The sequence below is a fragment of the Sphaerotilus sp. genome (genome assembly GCF_034519685.1).
Classification (GTDB): Bacteria; Pseudomonadota; Gammaproteobacteria; order Burkholderiales; family Burkholderiaceae_C; genus Sphaerotilus.
Map to the genome: position 1 here is coordinate 138819 of NZ_JAXHOF010000007.1, position 17320 is coordinate 156138.

18 protein-coding genes are annotated in these 17320 nt (G+C 67.9%); 15 read left to right on the top strand and 3 right to left on the bottom strand.

The features are described 5' to 3' along the window. Nucleotides 1–59 precede the first annotated feature (59 nt). The 5 genes from U5O44_RS22550 (at nucleotide 60) to glnT (ending at nucleotide 4777) form a co-directional block, all read left to right on the top strand. The gene (locus U5O44_RS22550) at nucleotides 60–572 is read left to right on the top strand and encodes a methylated-DNA--[protein]-cysteine S-methyltransferase (RefSeq protein WP_416222229.1); all 513 of its coding nucleotides are present in this window, start codon (nucleotides 60–62) and stop codon (nucleotides 570–572) included. After that, complete coding sequence (locus U5O44_RS22555) at nucleotides 559–1434, top strand: DMT family transporter (protein WP_322590676.1); 876 nt, start codon at nucleotides 559–561, stop codon at nucleotides 1432–1434. Before U5O44_RS22550 ends, U5O44_RS22555 begins: the two co-directional genes overlap by 14 nt. Nucleotides 1435–1566: 132 nt before the next feature. Further along, a complete protein-coding gene (locus U5O44_RS22560; RefSeq protein WP_322590677.1) occupies nucleotides 1567–2460 on the top strand; it encodes a helix-turn-helix transcriptional regulator in 894 nt (297 codons plus the stop codon). A 45-nt stretch (nucleotides 2461–2505) separates the two neighbouring features. After that, the gene (locus U5O44_RS22565; protein ID WP_322590678.1) at nucleotides 2506–3366 is read left to right on the top strand and encodes a TlpA disulfide reductase family protein; all 861 of its coding nucleotides are present in this window, start codon (nucleotides 2506–2508) and stop codon (nucleotides 3364–3366) included. Nucleotides 3367–3409: 43 nt separating this feature from the next. Then, nucleotides 3410–4777: a type III glutamate--ammonia ligase gene (glnT, locus tag U5O44_RS22570; RefSeq protein WP_322590679.1), complete on the top strand. Its 1368-nt coding sequence runs from the start codon at nucleotides 3410–3412 to the stop codon at nucleotides 4775–4777. A 36-nt stretch (nucleotides 4778–4813) separates the two neighbouring features. Here the strand turns inward: glnT and U5O44_RS22575 are convergent, their stop codons facing one another. Together U5O44_RS22575 and U5O44_RS22580 are read right to left on the bottom strand one after the other, a co-directional pair. Then, the gene (locus U5O44_RS22575) at nucleotides 4814–5437 is read right to left on the bottom strand and encodes a glutathione S-transferase family protein (RefSeq protein ID WP_322590680.1); all 624 of its coding nucleotides are present in this window, start codon (nucleotides 5435–5437) and stop codon (nucleotides 4814–4816) included. 71 nt (nucleotides 5438–5508) lie between these two features. Further along, nucleotides 5509–5766 carry a YkgJ family cysteine cluster protein gene (locus tag U5O44_RS22580; RefSeq protein WP_322590681.1) on the bottom strand — a complete coding sequence of 86 codons (258 nt, stop codon included), beginning with the start codon at nucleotides 5764–5766 and terminating at the stop codon, nucleotides 5509–5511. A 62-nt stretch (nucleotides 5767–5828) separates the two neighbouring features. Between U5O44_RS22580 and U5O44_RS22585 the strand changes: the two genes are divergently transcribed. From U5O44_RS22585 to U5O44_RS22605, 5 genes are all read left to right on the top strand, one after another. After that, nucleotides 5829–6461, top strand: coding sequence for a UPF0149 family protein (locus U5O44_RS22585; RefSeq protein ID WP_322590682.1), 633 nt, complete (start codon nucleotides 5829–5831; stop codon nucleotides 6459–6461). A 58-nt stretch (nucleotides 6462–6519) separates the two neighbouring features. After that, nucleotides 6520–8463 (top strand): tRNA uridine-5-carboxymethylaminomethyl(34) synthesis enzyme MnmG, encoded by a 1944-nt coding sequence (mnmG, locus tag U5O44_RS22590; protein WP_322590683.1) that lies wholly within the window; start codon nucleotides 6520–6522, stop codon nucleotides 8461–8463. Next, nucleotides 8453–9091 (top strand): 16S rRNA (guanine(527)-N(7))-methyltransferase RsmG, encoded by a 639-nt coding sequence (rsmG, locus tag U5O44_RS22595; protein ID WP_322590684.1) that lies wholly within the window; start codon nucleotides 8453–8455, stop codon nucleotides 9089–9091. The genes mnmG and rsmG overlap by 11 nt, the downstream gene beginning before the upstream one ends. A gap of 1 nt (nucleotide 9092) precedes the next feature. Further along, nucleotides 9093–9707 (top strand): LysE family translocator, encoded by a 615-nt coding sequence (locus U5O44_RS22600; RefSeq protein WP_322590685.1) that lies wholly within the window; start codon nucleotides 9093–9095, stop codon nucleotides 9705–9707. Nucleotides 9708–9773: 66 nt separating this feature from the next. Next, nucleotides 9774–10622, top strand: coding sequence for a ParA family protein (locus U5O44_RS22605; RefSeq protein WP_322590686.1), 849 nt, complete (start codon nucleotides 9774–9776; stop codon nucleotides 10620–10622). Here U5O44_RS22605 and U5O44_RS22610 read toward each other — a convergent pair. Continuing rightward, nucleotides 10586–11659, bottom strand: coding sequence for an MBL fold metallo-hydrolase (locus U5O44_RS22610; protein ID WP_322590687.1), 1074 nt, complete (start codon nucleotides 11657–11659; stop codon nucleotides 10586–10588). The genes U5O44_RS22605 and U5O44_RS22610 overlap by 37 nt on opposite strands. Before the next feature lie 76 nt (nucleotides 11660–11735). Between U5O44_RS22610 and U5O44_RS22615 the strand changes: the two genes are divergently transcribed. The 5 genes from U5O44_RS22615 (at nucleotide 11736) to U5O44_RS22635 (ending at nucleotide 17293) form a co-directional block, all read left to right on the top strand. After that, nucleotides 11736–12188 carry a MerR family transcriptional regulator gene (locus U5O44_RS22615; protein ID WP_322590688.1) on the top strand — a complete coding sequence of 151 codons (453 nt, stop codon included), beginning with the start codon at nucleotides 11736–11738 and terminating at the stop codon, nucleotides 12186–12188. Nucleotides 12189–12319: 131 nt separating this feature from the next. Further along, nucleotides 12320–12994: a carbonate dehydratase gene (gene can, locus U5O44_RS22620; RefSeq protein WP_322590689.1), complete on the top strand. Its 675-nt coding sequence runs from the start codon at nucleotides 12320–12322 to the stop codon at nucleotides 12992–12994. A 15-nt stretch (nucleotides 12995–13009) separates the two neighbouring features. Next, nucleotides 13010–14788: a bifunctional isocitrate dehydrogenase kinase/phosphatase gene (aceK, locus tag U5O44_RS22625; RefSeq protein ID WP_322590690.1), complete on the top strand. Its 1779-nt coding sequence runs from the start codon at nucleotides 13010–13012 to the stop codon at nucleotides 14786–14788. 31 nt (nucleotides 14789–14819) lie between these two features. After that, on the top strand, nucleotides 14820–15998 hold the full coding sequence (locus U5O44_RS22630) for an acetyl-CoA C-acyltransferase (RefSeq protein ID WP_322590691.1): 1179 nt from the start codon (nucleotides 14820–14822) through the stop codon (nucleotides 15996–15998). Between the two features lie 95 nt (nucleotides 15999–16093). Next, entirely contained in the window at nucleotides 16094–17293 is a 1200-nt protein-coding gene (locus U5O44_RS22635; RefSeq protein ID WP_322590692.1) for an acyltransferase family protein, read from the top strand. The last annotated feature ends 27 nt before the right edge of the window (nucleotides 17294–17320 follow it).

The following is a 17320-nucleotide window of genomic DNA, read 5'->3' on the forward strand; positions in this document are numbered from 1 at the left end:
GCTGTGGATAATCCCGTTGGTGGCCCGCCATTTCACTTGGCCACTTCCTGGGAGCCCCCATGCAGACAAGCACATTCTGGTCAGAACTGTCAACGCCGCTTCAGACCATGGTCCTGGCCTGTTCCGAGGCCGGCCTGCGCGGCGCGTGGTTCGTCGGGCAACGCCATTTCGACGGCCCCGCGCCCGACTGGCAACGCGATGACCAGCACCCGCTGCTGCAGGAAGCTGCCACGCAGCTGACCGACTGGTACGCGGGCCGGCGCCGCACCTTCCACCTGCCACTGGCCCCCGCGGGCACACCGTTCCAGCAGGCCGTCTGGGCCGAACTGGCCCGCATCGGCCACGGCGACACCCGCACCTACGGCGAGGTCGCCGCCGCGCTCGGGCGCCCCGCCGCGTCGCGCGCCGTGGGCGCGGCGACGGGCCGCAACCCGCTGTCGATCCTCATCCCCTGCCACCGCCTCGTCGGTCGCGACGGCGCGCTCACCGGCTACGCGGGCGGTCTGGACCGCAAGCGCACACTGCTGGCCTTCGAATCCGGCCCCCCAGGAGTTGCCCTTGAAGCCGCGTGACCTCGCCGACCTCGTCCTGCTGGCCGCCCTCTGGGGCGGCTCTTTTCTGTTCATGCGCTTTGCCGCCCCGGCCTTCGGCGCGCTGCCGCTGATGTGGCTGCGGGTGGTGATCGCCACGGTCTGCCTGCTGCCACTGCTCGTCTGGGGCGGCCAGGTGGACGCGCTGCGTGAGCGGATCGGCCTGGTGACCGTCATGGGACTGTTCAACAGCGCGATCCCTTTTGTGCTCATCGCCTGGGCAACGTTGTCGATCACGGCGGGATTGGCATCGATCCTGAACGCGACCGTGCCGATCATGACCGCCTTGATCGGCGCCGTCTGGCTGCATGACCGGCTCGGCGCGGGGCGGGTGGCCGGGCTGGTGATCGGCATGGCGGGGGTCGTGCTGCTGGCGGCGGACAAGGCGGACTTCCAGCCCGGCGGCTCCGGCTGGGCCTTGCTGGCGATGGTCGGCGCGACGCTGTGCTACGGCTTCGCAGCCAACTTCACCAAGCGCCACCTCACCGGCGTGCCCCCGATGGTCAACGCCGCCGGCTCGCAGATCGTCTCGGCCGTCGCGCTGACACCGTTCGCGCTGTGGACCTGGCCGGCGCAGACCCCCGCACCACTCGCCTGGGCCGCCGCCGCAGTGCTCGGCGTCGGCTGCACGGCCATCGCCTATGTGCTGTTCTTCCGACTGATCGAGCGTGTAGGCGCGTCGCGGGCGGTGACGGTGACCTTCCTCGTGCCGGTGTTCGGGACGCTGTGGGGCGCGCTGTTTCTGGGCGAGGCGGTGACGGGATCGATGCTGCTGGGCGGGGCCGTCGTGCTGGTCGGAACGGGGTTGTCCACAGGGGTGATCCGGTGGCCGGAACACCCCTGAAATTGTTTCAATTTATTACAAATAATCCAAATTCGTTGCTTAAAAAATACATTGGCGGCAGTCTGAATCTTTGGCAATCAAAACAGCATTTTGATTGCCTGATCGTTCGCACATTCCTCGGAAAATCCGCGGATGAACGATCGCCTGACGACGCTGCTGCAACGCTTTCCGCTGAACGCCGGCCCGGTCCGTCCGACTCCGCTGTCGGCGCCGGTCTCCCCTGACACCGCCCTCCCCTCAGCGCCCGGCTGGCTGCACCTGCTGCTGCACGGGCCGGTCCAGATCGACGGGATGGACGAAGCCCCGACACGGATCGGGCGCCAGCAGCTGCTCCAGCCGGCGCTGCTCTGGCTGCCCAGCCCCACCGCCCACACGCTGCGCGCGATGAGCGACCGCGGCGCCACGCTGCTGAGCACGCCGGTGCATTTCGGCGATCCGGCGCTGAACCCACTGATCGGCGCGCTGCCGCTGCTGGTCGTGGTGCCGCAGCGCGAGATGCCGCCCCCGATGGCCGCCACCTGGGCGCTGCTGGTCGGTGAACACGAAGCCGCAGCAGATGCGCACGGCGAGGTGCTGGCGCGGCTGGCCGAGGCGCTGCTGCTGCAGGTGCTGCGCCAGGCGGTGGACGGCGCGCGCGGGCGGGTCGGCCTGCTCGGCGCGCTGTCGGACGAGCGGCTGCGGCGCGTGCTGGACGCCGTGCATGCGCACCCCGGCCTGCCGTGGACGCTGCAGACGCTGGCGGCCGAGGCGGGCTGGTCGCGCACGGTGCTGGCGACGCGGTTCCGGGCCGCGGTCGGCGTACCGCCGGGCGACTACCTGACCGACTGGCGGCTGCGGGTGGCGCGGATCCGGCTGGCCGAGGGGTGGCCCGTGAAGACCGTGGCCGAGGCGGTCGGCTATGCCTCGGCGGCGGCGTTGACACGGATCTGCACGCAGCGACTGGGCGCCCCTCCATCACATTGGCATCCCCGACATTCCCGACACTCCCGGCATGCCGACCATTCGACGCCGGACAGCATGCCGTGATACGGTTACAGGTATTTTCACCACTGGCGATGGCCGCCTCCACCCATGCTGTCGATCACGCTCGGTCCACTGGCCTTGCCACTGGCGCCAGTGGCCTTGCTGCTGTCCATCGCCCTGTCCGCCTGGCTGGCCAGCCGACTCGCCCGCCGCACTGGCGCAGACGCCGCGCAGGCCGACCGCTCGGTCATGCACGCGGCAGGCATCGGGCTGCTGGCCGCACGGCTCGTCCACATCGCCGGGCAGGCCGATCTGTATGCCGCTGCGCCACTGTCGGCGCTGGATCTGCGGGACGGCGGCTGGCACCTGCCGTCCGGGCTGGCGGCGGGTCTGGTGGTGCTGTTGCATGCGCTGTACCGCCACCCGGCCCTGCGCAGCGCCCTGGTGGCGGGCGCGTCGGCCGGGCTGCTGCTGTGGGGTGGTGTACTGGTCTGGCAGCAGCAGCAACGCCCACCCGCCCTGCCCGACCTGGAGCTGGTCAGCTTTCCGGCCGCACAGCCCGTGGTGCTGCCGACACTCCTACGCGGACAGCCCACCGTGGTGAACCTGTGGGCCAGCTGGTGCGGCCCGTGCCGGCAGGAAATGCCCGTGCTGCACGCCGCCCAGCAGCGCGAGCAGGCACGGGGTGCGGCCGGTGTGCGCTTCCTGTACATCAACCAGGGCGAGTCGGCGCAGGCAGTGCAGTCCTATCTGCACACGCTGGGACTGCCGCTGCAGAACGTGCTGCTGGATCCCGGTGCACGGCTCGGCCCGGCGATCGGCTCGCGCGGGCTGCCGACGACGCTGTTCCTCGACGCCTGGGGGCGGCCGGTGTCGGCGCATTTCGGCGTCCTCAGTTCGGTGGCGCTGGAAACCCGGTTGCGGGATCTGCGCAGCCTGGGGGCACCGGGACAGAGGCCTCCTCCTTGACGCCCGTTGCGGCCATGTCCCGGACACGGGACACTGTCCAGCCATGACCGCCACCCCCCACCTGCCCACGGACCTGTCTGCCCGCCTGCATGCCCAGGGGATTCACACCCTGCTCGTCCAGTTCACCGACCTGCACGGCACCGCCAAGGGCAAGCTCGTGCCGCTGGCCCACCTGGACGGCGTGCTGCGCGTCGGCGCAGGCTTTGCCGGCCCGTCGATCTGGGGCACGGGCCTGCCGCGCACGGGGCCGCGTGCGGAGTTCTACGCCCGCGGGGATGCCACCACCGTGCAGCCGCTGGCGTGGATGCCGGGTGTCGCGCGCATCGTCGGCGACGGCTTCGTGGACGGCACGCCGTTCGAGGCCTGCCCACGCCAGGTGCTGCGCCGCGCCACCGGGCGGCTGGCGGCGCGCGGCTGGTCGCTGCGCACGGGGATCGAGCCGGAGTTTTTCCTGCTGCGCCACACGCCGGACGGCCGCTGGATACCGGCCGACGACGGCGACCGGCTCGACAAGCCGTCCTACGATCTGAAGTCGCTGCCGCGCCAGCTCGATTTCCTGCAGGCGCTGCGGCAGGTGCTGAGCGACGCCGGGCTCGACGTGCTGCAGCTCGACCACGAGGACGCGCACGGCCAGTACGAGGTCAACTTCGCCTACGACGAAGCCCTGGCGAGCGCCGACCACGTGATGCTGTTCAAGCTCGCCGCGCACGCGCTGGCCGAGGCACGCGGCATGGTGTTCTCGATGATGCCGAAGCCGTTCGCGAACCAGCCGGGCAGCGGGCTGCATGTGCACGCCTCGCTGTGGACGGGCGACGGCGACGCCGCGCGCTGCGTGTTCCAGCCTGAGGCGGGCGATCCGCCGGGCGCGAACCTCTCCGCGCTGGGCCGGCACTTCATCGCCGGGGTGCTGCACCACGCGGCGGCGCTGTGCGCGCTGGCGGCGCCGACGGTGAACTCGTACAAGCGGCTGGTCGTCGGCGAATCACTCTCCGGCACGACATGGGCGCCCGCCTACATCGCGCACGGGCCGAACAACCGCACGGCGATGGTCCGCACGCTGCCAGGGCGCTTCGAGTGGCGCGTGCCGGACGCGAGCGCGAACCCCTACCTCGCCACCGCCGCACTGATCGCCGCCGGTCTCGACGGCATCGACCGCCAGCTCGACCCCGGACCGGACTGCACCGACGACCTGTTCGCACTGCCGCTGGCCGACATCCGCGCCCGGGGCATCGCGCTGCTGCCGCAGTCGCTCGACCAGGCGCTGGACGCGCTGGCGGCGGATGACGTGGTCTGTGAGGCGCTCGGGCCGGTGCTGACGGGCGAGTTCCTGCGGCTCAAGCGCGACGAGGCGCTGGCGTATGCGCGCCATGTGTCGGGCTGGGAGCTGGCGCGTTACGCCAGCGCGTTCTGACGGTCGGGGGGGCCGCCGGGTTCACCGTCGGGCGGCTCACATCCCCGCCTTGGCGCTCGGCCGCGCGTTGATGCGGTCGCGCCAGTCCTGCAGGTGCATCAGCCCCGCGTCGCTCGGCCGGAACTTCATCAGCCCGCGCGCGAACTCGACCGCACAGAAGGCGGTGATGTCGGCGATCGTGAAACGATCCCCCGCCCAGTACGGCCGCGATGCGAGTTCCACGTCGAACACCCGCAGCAGATCGGGCAGCTTGCCGGCCTGCGACTGGCCGAACTCGGGGAACTGCGGCTGTTCCAGCGGCGCGAGGCCGGGGTGGCAGTGGCGGATCCAGTTCGCGATCGGCAGCAGGCAGTAGAACTCGGCGCGCCGGTCGTGCATCTCGATGAAGGCGCGCTCGTCGGCATCGACGCCCATCAGGTTCGGCTCCGGGTGGTGGCCCTCGAACCAGGTGCAGATGGCGCGGGTCTCGCCGAGGAAACGCCCGTCGTCCAGCTCCAGCACCGGCACGCGCGACACCGGGTTCTTGGCGACGAACTCGGGCGAGCGGTGTTCCTGCGTGTTGATCGCCACGGGCACCGTCTCGATCGACAGCCCCTTCTCGGCAAGGAACATCTGGACGCGGCGCGGGTTCGGGGCGCGGGGGGCGATGTGCAGTTTCACGTGGAACACTCCGGTTGAAAGGAAGGCCGCACCGGGGTCGGCGGGCCTGACTGCCAGAGCATGGCGGAACTTCAGCCGGGCCGCGTCAGGTCTTCCATGTAGCCGAGCCAGCGCATCGCCTGCTCGCGGCTGTCGCCGCACATCTCTTCGCTCGGCAGCAACCCGCCGCAGACAGCGGGGCGCTCCGGCTGGCCGAAGATCCTGCAGCGCAGGTCGGCATCGAGCTGGACGCAGGGCACACCTGCCGGCTTGCCATCGGGCATGCCGGGAATCGGGCTGGAGATCGAGGGCGCAATGCAGCAGGCAGCGCAGCGGGGACGGCATTCCATGGTGCGCCGATCGTGCCACACTGACCGCCTCCCGATCTGCCGCGGCCTGCCCGCTGTTCCACGTGAAACACCCCCAATACAACCCCGCCCTCGACAACCCGCCGCTGACCGAAGCGGAGATGGACGAACTCGACCAGCTGCTGCTGTCGGCCGCGTCGGACGAGTCGATCATGGACATGGAGAGCCTCGACGGCTACCTGACCGCGCTGCTGCTGACGCCGACGCTGCCGGCGTCCGATGTCTGGGTGCCGGCCCTGTGGGGCAGCGACGACCCGGACAGCTCGCCCTTCGCCAGCGGCAAGCAGACCAAGCGTGTCGTGCAGCTCGCGCTGCGCCACCTCGCCTCGATCGACCGCCAGTTGCAGGAAGACCCGGACACGCTGGAGCCGCTGTTCGGCATCGCCGAGGTGCCGGGCAGCGACGACGCCTCGGACGTGGTGGTGGACGCGGAGCTGTGGTGCATCGGCTTCCTGCACGCCACCGCGCTGTCGCCGGAGCACTGGAACGCGATGTTCGACGACCCGGAACTGGCCGACCTGCTGGCGCCGATCATCCTGCTCGGCGGCGACCCGGACAGCATGACGCCGGAGCAGGTGGAGATGATCGCCTCGTCCGAAGCCCGCGATGCGCTGAGCCGCATGGTGCCGGAAGCGGTCTCTGCACTGCACGCACGCGCCGTGGCCGCACGAAACTAAAATCGAGGTTTGTCCGCGCGCCCCGTGCGGACCCCCCGGTCTTCACACGGAGCGCCCGATGCTCTACCCCCAGGAATTTGACGTCATCGTCGTCGGCGGCGGCCACGCCGGCACCGAGGCCGCGCTCGCCGCGGCCCGCATGGGCAGCCGCACGCTGCTGCTCACCCACAACATCGAGACCCTCGGCCAGATGAGCTGCAACCCGTCGATCGGCGGGATCGGCAAGGGCCATCTGGTCAAGGAGGTCGATGCGCTCGGCGGCGCGATGGCGGCGGCGACCGACGAGTCGGGCATCCAGTTCCGCATCCTCAACGGCAGCAAGGGCCCCGCCGTGCGCGCCACGCGGGCCCAGGCCGACCGCATCCTCTACAAGGCCGCGATCCGCCACCGCCTGGAGAACCAGCCGAATCTGTGGATCTTCCAGCAGGCGGTGGACGACCTGATGGTCGAAGGCGACCGCGTGGTGGGCGCCGTGACGCAGATCGGCATCCGCTTCCGCGCGGCGGCGGTGGTGCTGACGGCGGGCACCTTCCTCGATGGCAAGGTCCACGTCGGCCTGAACAACTACCCGGCCGGCCGCGCGGGCGATCCGCCGGCGGTGAGCCTGTCGGCGCGGCTCAAGGAGCTGAAGCTGCCGCAGGCGCGCCTGAAGACCGGCACGCCGCCGCGCATCGACGGCCGCTCGATCGACTTCTCGAAGTGCATCGAGCAGCCCGGCGACCTCGACCCGGTGCCCGTCTTCAGCTTCCTCGGCAACGCGGCGCAGCACCCGCGCCAGGTGCCCTGCTGGATCACGCACACCAACCAGCAGACCCACGACATCCTGCGCACCGGCTTCGACCGCAGTCCGATGTTCACCGGCGTGATCGAGGGCATCGGCCCGCGCTACTGCCCGTCGATCGAGGACAAGATCAACCGCTTCGCCGACAAGGACTCGCACCAGATCTTCCTCGAACCCGAGGGCCTGACGACCAACGAGTTCTACCCGAACGGCATCTCGACCTCCCTGCCCTTCGACATCCAGCTCGCCGCCGTGCGCACGATGCCGGGGCTGGAGAACGCCTACATCCTGCGCCCCGGCTACGCGATCGAGTACGACTACTTCGACCCGCGCGAGCTGAAGAACACCTTCGAGTCGAAGGCGATCAGCGGCCTCTACTTCGCCGGCCAGATCAACGGCACCACCGGCTACGAAGAAGCCGCTGCGCAGGGCCTCCACGCGGGCGCCAACGCCGCGCTGCAGGTGCAGGGCAAGGGCCCCCTCACCTTTGGCCGCGACCAGGCCTATCTGGGCGTGCTGGTCGATGACCTCATCACCAAGGGCGTGACCGAGCCCTACCGCATGTTCACCAGCCGCGCCGAGTTCCGCCTGCAACTGCGCGAGGACAACGCCGACATGCGCCTGACCGAACTCGGGCGCCAGGTCGGGCTGGTGGACGATGCGCGCTGGGATGCGTTCAACCGCAAGCGGGACGCGGTTTCACGTGAAACACAGCGCCTGAAGAGCACCTGGGTGCGCCCGGCCACGCTGCCGGCGGCGGACGGCGAGCGCCTGCTCGGCAAGGCGATCGAGCACGAATACAACTTCACCGACCTGCTGCGCCGGCCGGGCATCACCTTCGACACGCTGGCCGAGGTGCAGGCCGTGGCCAGCCCACAAGCGGTGGTTTCACGTGAAACACTGCGGGCCGAGCTGGGCGAGGTGCTGGCCGATGCGGTGATCGAGCAGGTCGAGATCGCCACCAAGTACGCCGGCTACATCGACAAGCAGAACGACGAGGTGCAGCGCGCCAGCGCCTACGAGCACCTGAAGCTGCCGCCGGACCTCGACTATGCGCAGGTCACGGCGCTGTCGATCGAGGTGCGCCAGAAGCTCACCCGCCACCAGCCGGAAACGCTGGGGCAGGCGTCGCGGATTTCCGGGGTGACGCCGGCGGCGGTTTCGCTGCTGCTGGTCCACCTGAAAAAACACCGGATGCAGGGGTTCGTCCATGCGGCATGAACTGATGGCCGGCGCCGACGCCCTCGGTTGCCCGCTCGACGATGCGCAGGCCGACCGGCTGCTGGGCTACCTCGACCTGTTGGCGCGCTGGAACAAGGTCTACAACCTGACCGCGCTGCGCGACCCAGCGCAGATGCTGACGCACCACCTGCTGGACAGCCTGGCGGTGATCGCGCCGATGCGGCGACACACGGGCGGGGCGGCGACGGCGGTGCTGGACGTGGGCAGCGGCGGCGGCCTGCCCGGCGTCGTCATCGCCGCCACGCAGCCGAACATCACGGTCACCTGCGTGGACACCGTGCAGAAGAAGGTGACCTTCGTGCGGCAGGTGGCGGCCGAGCTGCGCCTGCCCAACCTGCAGGCGCGCCACACCCGCGTCGAGGCGATCACCGACACGCAGTGGCCACTGATCACCGCACGCGCCTTCGCCTCGCTGCCGGACATCGTGACGCTGACGCGCCCGCTGCTGGCGCCAGGCGGCGTGTGGATGACGATGAAGGGCCAGCACCCGGCCGACGAGATCGCCGCGCTGCCGGCCGATGTCGAGGTGTTCCACGTGGAACCGCTGCAGGTGCCGGGCCTGAACGCCGAGCGCTGCATCGTCTGGATGAGGATGAGGAACCACTGACATGTTCGGCATCGCGGACTACGGCGCTTTCTGCGCCGCCATCGTCGTGTTCCTGGCGCTGCCGGGGCCTGGCACCTTCGCGCTGCTGGGCGCGACCTCCAAAGGGGGATTCCGGGGCGGTGCGGCGGCGACGCTCGGGCTGATCGTCGGTGACCAGATCCTGCTGTGGCTGGCGGTCGCCGGGGTGGCGGCGCTGCTGGCGGCGCACCCGACACTGTTCGACGCCGTGCGCTGGGCCGGAGCGGGCTACCTGGGCTGGATCGGTCTGAAGCTGCTGCTGGCACGGGACGGCGATTCGGCCAGCCCCGTGCAGATCGCGCCACGCCAGTACGCCCGCCAGGCGCTGCTGATCACCGTGCTGAACCCGAAGGCCATCGTGTTCTACATGGCGTTTTTTCCGCTGTTCATCGACCCCGCGACGCACCGTGGCGTCCCGACCTTCGCCGCGATGGCGCTGACGATCGCGGTCATCACCGCGGTGTGGTGCCTGACGCTGTGCGCGTTTGCCGATGCGGTCGCGGCCAAGGTACGCGCCCATCGGCGACTGGGCATGGCCCTTCAGCGTTTCGCAGGCTTGTGCATGATCGGATTCGGGCTCCGCCTGATACGCTCCTGATCACCGGCCGGCCTGTCTGCCGGCCCCTCCCCACGAACCGACCACGGCCCGAGCGCCCTCCCCCACATGGCCAAGATCTTCTGCATCGCCAACCAGAAAGGCGGCGTCGGCAAGACGACCACCAGCGTCAACCTGGCCGCCGGGCTGGCGCGCATCGGCCAGCGCGTGCTGCTGGTCGACCTCGATCCCCAGGGCAACGCCACCATGGGCTCGGGCCTCGACAAGCGGGCGCTGGCGCTGACGGTCTACGACGTGCTGCTTGGCTCGGCCAGCGTGCGCGAGGCGCGGCAGACGGTGGAGAAGGTCGGCTACGACGTGCTGGGGGCCAACCGGGAACTGGCTGGCGCCGAGGTGGAACTGGTCAACCTGGAACACCGCGACCGCCGGCTGAAGGCCGCGCTGGCCGAGGTGCAGGACGAGCATGACTTCATCCTGATCGACTGCCCGCCCAGCTTGAGCCTGCTGACGCTGAACGGCCTGACCTGCGCCCATGGCGTGATCGTGCCGATGCAGTGCGAATACTTCGCGCTGGAGGGGCTGTCGGACCTGGTCAACTCGATCAAGCAGGTCCACGCCAACCTGAACCGCGACCTGAGCATCATCGGCCTGCTGCGGGTGATGTTCGACCCGCGCATCACGCTGCAGCAGCAGGTCAGCGAGCAGCTGCAGGCGCACTTCGGCGACAAGGTCTTCCGGACCATCATCCCGCGCAACGTGCGGCTGGCCGAGGCGCCGAGCTACGGCCTGCCCGGCGTGGTGTTCGACCCGAACGCCAAGGGCTCGCTGGCCTTCGTCGCCTTCGCGCAGGAGATGGTCGAGCGGGTCGGCCTGCCGGCTGCGAAGAAGAAGGCCTCGTCCCGCAAGGCCTCCTCGGCGGCTCAGACCACCCCGAAGCGCCAGACTCCGTCGGCCTGACGCACCCGCTTCAGGTCGCCGTCCAGCCACAGCGCGTGCAGGTGGGCGATGGCCTCGCCCATCGCGAAGGTGAGCTGGTGCAGGTCGAGTTCGCGCTTGAACAGCACCGGCAGGATCTCGAACGCCGAATGCGGCCGCACCGCGCAGGCGGCCATCACGTCAGCCAGCCGGTCGGTGTGGTGGTCCTGCAGTTGCTGGATGCGTGGGTGCAGGCCGCGGAAGGGCTTGCCGTGGGCCGGCAGCACCAGCGTGTCGGCGGGCAGGCGGCGCATGCGCTCGATCGACGCCAGGTAGAGCGGCAGCGGGTCGGCCTCCGGCTCGATGTCGATGACGCTGATGTTGGTCGAGATGCGCGGCAGCACCATGTCGCCCGAGATCAGCACGCCGAGCGCCTCGCAGTGCAGGCTGATGTGTTCGGGCGCATGGCCAAAGCCGGCGTGGCAGGTCCAGACATGGCCGCCCATCGTCAGCCGCTGCCCTTCCATCATGCGGCGGAACTGGCGCGGTACGGCCGGGACCATGCTGGCGTAGTAGTTGCCGCGCTGGCGCACCTTGTCGAGTGCGGCCGGATCGGTCACACCGTGGCTGCCGAAGAAGGTGGCCGCCGCCTCGCCGCCAAAGCCGGTGGTCGAGATCGACGCCATGCGCGCCGCGTTCCAGTCCGACAGGCTGATCCACAGCCGGCACGGCCACTCGGGCGTGCTCCAGCGCTCGGTCAGCCAGTGCGCCAGGCCGATGTGGTCCGGGTGCATGTGCGTGACGAGGACACGCAGCACGGGCAGGCCGTCGAGTTCCTCGGCGAAGATGCGCTCCCACGCGGCGCGGGTGGCGTCGTTGGCGATGCCGCAGTCCACGATGGTCCAGCCCTGGCGGCCGTCGACCTCGTCGCGCACCAGCCAGAGGTTGATGTGGTCCAGCGCGAAGGGCAGCCCCATGCGCAGCCAGCGGATGCCGGGCGCGATCTCCAGCGTCTGGCCGCTGGCGGGCAGCGTGTCGCCCAGCACATAGGTGAGTTCGTGTTCCTGCGGGTTCGCCATGTCTGCTCCAGAGGCCGGACTGGGTAGACTGACGTCCGTCCCAGTGATTTACGTTAACGTCAACGGCAGTGTATCCATGACCACCCTCGACCGCTCGACCCCAGACGCCGGCGATGTCGCCCAGGCGACCTGCGGCGTCACCTACACCATCACGGAGCTGGCGCAGGAGTTCGACATCACGCCACGTGCCATCCGCTTCTACGAGGACATGGGCCTGCTGACCCCGGCGCGCGACGGCCGCAACCGTGTCTACACCGTGCGCGACCGCACCCGGCTCAAGCTCACGCTGCGCGGCAAGCGGCTCGGCCTGAGCCTGCAGGAGATCAAGCAGCTGGTGGACATGTACGAGTCGCCCTCGGACACCACGCAGCAGCTCAACGCCTTCCTGGCGATCCTGCAGAGCCACCGCGACCAGCTGGAGCAGCAGCTCGAAGACATTCGCATCACGCTGGCCGAGATCCAGCAGCACGAGGAGCGGGCGCTAGGCCTGCTGGCCGAGGCGGGACAAACCCGGATGCCGGAACGCTGAGGGGGTCGCTATGATTGACGTTTACGTAAACGTCAATCACAACCGACACAACAGACCATCCGCGGCCCAGCCTGGAGGCTCGAAACCTGCTTGTCAGCCCGCTGCCATCACTGCCAGTCAACAATCCGCGCATGAGCACCGAACTGAACGAACTCTTCGAGAGCAACCGCCGCTGGGCCGCCGAGATCGAACAACGCGAGCCCGGCTTCTTCTCCCGGCTGATCCAGCAGCAGACGCCGCAATACCTGTGGATCGGCTGCGCCGACAGCCGCGTGCCGGCCAACGAGCTGGTCGATCTGCTGCCCGGCGAGCTGTTCGTCCACCGCAACATCGCCAACGTGGTCGTGCCGAGCGACCTCAACGCGCTGTCGGTGATCCAGTACGCGGTGGATGCGCTGAAGGTGCGGCACATCATCGTGGTGGGGCATTCCAACTGCGGCGGCGTGAAGGCGGCGCTGAACAACCTGCGCGTGGGTCTGGCCGACAACTGGCTGCGCCACATCCAGGACGTGCGCAACACGCACCGCATCTTCCTTGAGCGCGTGCCGGCCGCGCGGCGGGTCGATGCGCTGGTCGAACTCAATGTGCTGGAGCAGGCCCGCAATGTCTGCCGCACCACCATCGTCGAGGACGCCTGGCTGCGCGGGCAGGAGGTCATCATCCACGGCTGGGTCTACGGGCTGCACAACGGCCTGCTCGAAGACCTGCGCATGACGGTGGCGGGCATCGACGACATCGAGCCGGCCCACGCCCGCGCGGTGGAGTCGGTGCAGCGGCGCTACCTCGGCAGCAGCACGACAATCTGAGCGGAGACCCGCGCGATGTTCCCCCAGCAGCTCACCGACACCCGCGCCTTCGACATCGCCCGTGTGCTGATCGAGGGGTTCAACCGCCATTACCGCCTCTTCCGCGAGGCCAGCGCCCAGGCCCAGAAGCGCTTCGAACAGGCCGACTGGCACGGCCAGCAGCGCGCCCAGCGCGAGCGCATCGAGTTCTACGACCTGCGGGTGTCCGAAGCGGTCGAGCGGCTGCAGACCGAGTTCCAGGCCGGCTCGCTCGGCATGGACGTGTGGCAGCAGGTCAAGCTGCACTACATCGGCCTGCTCACCAACCACCACCAGCCCGAACTCGCCGAGACCTTCTTCAACTCGGTGACGACCCACATCCTGCACCGGGACTACTTCCACAACGACTTCATCTTCGTGCGTCCGGCGGTCTCCACCGAGTACATCGAGAACGACGAGCCCGAGGCCAAGCCGACCTTCCGCGCCTGGTACCCGACACGGGCGACGCTGCGCGAGACGCTGGCGGAGGTCGTGCGCAGCTTCGACCTGCAAGGCCCGTGGGAAGACTTCGAGCGCGACCTTGACGAGGTGCACGCCGCCGCCGACGCCGCCATCGGTCAGGACCGGCTGCGCACCAACTTCCAGCTCCAGGTGCTGTCGTCGCTGTTCTTCCGCAACAAGGGCGCCTACGTCATCGGCAAGATCGTCAACGGCCATGTCGAGACGCCGTTCGCGCTGCCGATCCTGCACGCCGAGGACGGCGCGTTCTTCATTGACGCCGCGCTCTTCGGCGAGGACGACCTGCAGCGGCTGTTCAGCTTCGTGCGGGCCTACTTCCTGGTCGACATGGAAGTCCCCTCGGCTTATGTGCAGTTCCTGCGCTCGATGATGCCCAGGAAGCCGCGCAGCGAGATCTACAACGCGCTCGGTCTGCAGAAGCAGGGCAAGACGCTGTTCTTCCGCGACTTCCAGTTGCACCTGCGCCACTCGACCGACCACTTTCGCATCGCGCCCGGCATCAAGGGCATGGTGATGCTGGTGTTCGACCTGCCGAGCTACCCCTTTGTCTTCAAGCTCATCAAGGACTACTACCCGCCGCAGAAGGACACCAGCCGCGCCCTCATCAAGAGCAAGTACCTGCTGGTCAAGCAGCATGACCGCGTCGGGCGCATGGCCGACACGCTGGAGTTCAGCAACGTCGCCCTGCCGCGCGCGCGCTTCACCGACGCGCTGATCGCCGAGATCGAGAAGTTCGCGCCCAGCCTGCTGGAGATCTCCGACCGCGACGGCGATGGACAGCTGGAGGTCATCCTCAAGCATGTCTACATCGAGCGCCGGATGATCCCGCTCAACATCTACCTGCAGGACGCCACCCCCGCGCAGCTCGAACACGCCGTCATCGAATACGGCAACGCGATCAAGGACCTGGTCGCGGCCAACATCTTCCCCGGCGACATGCTGTGGAAGAACTTCGGCGTGATGCGGCACAACAAGGTGGTCTTCTACGACTACGACGAGATCGAATACATCACCGACTGCAACTTCCGCCGCGTGCCCGAGCCGCGCAACGAGGAAGAGGAGATGAGCGGCGAGGTCTGGTATTCGGTCGGCCCGAAGGACGTGTTCCCGGAGACGTTCGGGCCGTTCCTGCTGGGCAACCACGCCGTGCGGTCCGTGTTCATGAAGCACCACGGCGACCTGCTCGACGCCGCCTTCTGGCAAGGGCACAAGGACCGCATCCAGGCCGGCCATGTCCACGATGTCTTCCCCTACGAGCAGGACAAGCGCTTTTCCCACCGTCGATCCCCACCCTGACCCCGACCCCGAAACACAACAGGAGCACTCCATGTCTGATCCGATCGTCATCGTCTCGGCCGCCCGCACGCCCATCGGCGGCCTGCTCGGCGACTTCTCCAGCCTCGCCGCCTGGGAACTGGGCGGCGTGGCGATCCGCGCCGCGGTCGAGCGCGCCGGCATTCCAGGCGATGCGGTGAACGAGGTGCTGATGGGCAACTGCCTGATGGCCGGCCAGGGCCAGGCGCCCGCACGCCAGGCCGTGCTCGCCGCGGGGCTGCCGCAGTCGGCCGGCGCGGTGACGCTGTCCAAGATGTGCGGCTCGGGCATGCGCGCGATGATGTTCGGCCACGACATGCTCAAGGCCGAGAGCGCAGACGTGGTGGTCGCTGGCGGCATGGAGAGCATGACCAACGCGCCGCACCTGATGTTCGCGCGCAAGGGCGTGAAGTACGGCGCCACGCAGATGTTCGACCACATGGCGATGGACGGACTGGAAGACGCCTACGAGCGCGGCAAGGCGATGGGCGTGTTCGCCGAAGCCTGCGTTGAACAATACGGTTTCACCCGCGAGGCGCAGGACCACTTCGCCATCGCCTCCACCGTGCGTGCCAAGCAGGCCAACGAGGACGGCAGCTTCGACTGGGAAATCGCCCCCGTGACGGCCAAGGCGCGTGGCGGCGACCAGGTGTTCCGGTTCGACGAACAGCCCTTCAAGGCCAAGCTCGACAAGATCGCCAGCCTCAAGCCCGCGTTCAAGAAGGACGGCACCATCACCGCCGCCAACGCCAGCAGCATCTCGGACGGCGCCTCGGCGCTGGTGCTGATGCGCGAATCGACCGCAGCGGCGCGCGGCCTGACGCCGGTGGCGCGCATCGTCAGCCACGCGGTCCATGCGCAGGCCCCGGCGTGGTTCTCCACCGCCCCGGCCGGCGCGATCCACAAGGCGCTGGCCAAGGCCGGCTGGCAGGCGGGCGAGGTCGATCTGTGGGAAGTCAACGAGGCCTTCGCCGCAGTGACGATGGCGGCGATGGCCGATTTCAAGCTGCCGCACGAGATCGTCAACGTCCACGGCGGCGCCTGCGCGCTGGGCCACCCGATCGGCGCCTCGGGCGCGCGGATCGTCGTCACACTGCTGGGCGCGCTGCGCAAGCGCGGGCTGAAGAAGGGCGTGGCGGCGCTGTGCATCGGCGGGGGCGAGGCGACGGCGCTGGCGGTTGAATTGCTGTGAGTCCATGCCCCCCCGACCTGTCCACCGGGGCGAGGGGGTGTTGGCACAGGGTTTCGATGTATCATTTTGTTACTTCTTTTCCTGAAGAACAGACGATGACATCGACCTCGAATCGACCCACGCGCCTTTATTCACTGGATGCGCTGCGCGGTTTGGCTGCGCTAGCCATCATTTTCTGGCACTGGCAGCATTTCTATTTTTCCGGTGTCACCCCACCCGCCAATTTCAGCATCCCGTCTCAGCCGCTCTACAGCCTGTTTTTTCTCTTTTACAGAAGCGGCCATCTGGCCGTTGACATGTTTTTCACGCTGTCGGGGTTCATTTTCTTCTGGCTGTATTCCAAGAACATTTCAGAAGGAAAAGTCTCGGCGGGTGAGTTCTTCATTCTGCGATTTTCGCGCCTCTATCCGCTGCATTTCTTGACGTTGATTCTCGTTGCAGTGGGGCAAGCGCTTTATTTGAAAACACAAGGTCAATACTTTGTCTATGCCGACAACGATCTTTACCATTTCATTCTGAATATTTTCTTTGCCTCGTCGGTCGGTCTGGAAAAAGGACTGTCCTTCAACTCGCCGACGTGGTCGGTGTCGGTGGAGGTGTTCCTGTACGTTGTCTTTTTCCTGCTGTGCCGGTGGGCCAAGGGACGCTTGTCCATCATCTTTGCCCTGTCGCTGCTGGGGTTCATGATCCTGCCGCTGCACCTGTCCATGGGGCGCGGCCTCTGGGCGTTTTTTCTGGGCTGTAGCCTCTACCCGCTGTACCTGCGACTGATCAGCCACCGCACGGCACACCGCTGGCCTGCCCCGCTCTACCTGCTCACCGTGGTGCTGTGGGTGGCCTCGATCGCGTTTTCACTGAACGAATTTGTCCTTGTCCGCCGCTCGGCCCTCTGGTGGCTGACCTACCTGTTCCCGATTCTGGTCCTGTTCCCCGTCACCATTCTGAGCTTGGCCGTCATCGAAACCCAGAATGGTGCTCTCGGCAAGAAACTGTCGTTCCTGGGCGATATCTCATACTCGCTGTACCTGTGGCACTTTCCGCTGCAGCTTCTCTGTGTCGGCTTGGCGGACTACTTCCATGTCAGCCGTGACATCTTCAAGTCACCGCTGGCCGTGCTGGTTTTCTTTTGCTATCTGATGATCATTGCCATCATCAGCCATCGGTATTTCGAGATGCCCGCGCAGCGTTGGTTGAGGTCTATTCTCCCAATCTCAAAATACTCAAATTCAAGTCGCAAAAAATCATCCAACATGCACGGCGTCAAAGCGACAGTGCTGGCAAGCGGACGGCCATGAGGCACACTCGGTTCCACCACGGGCATT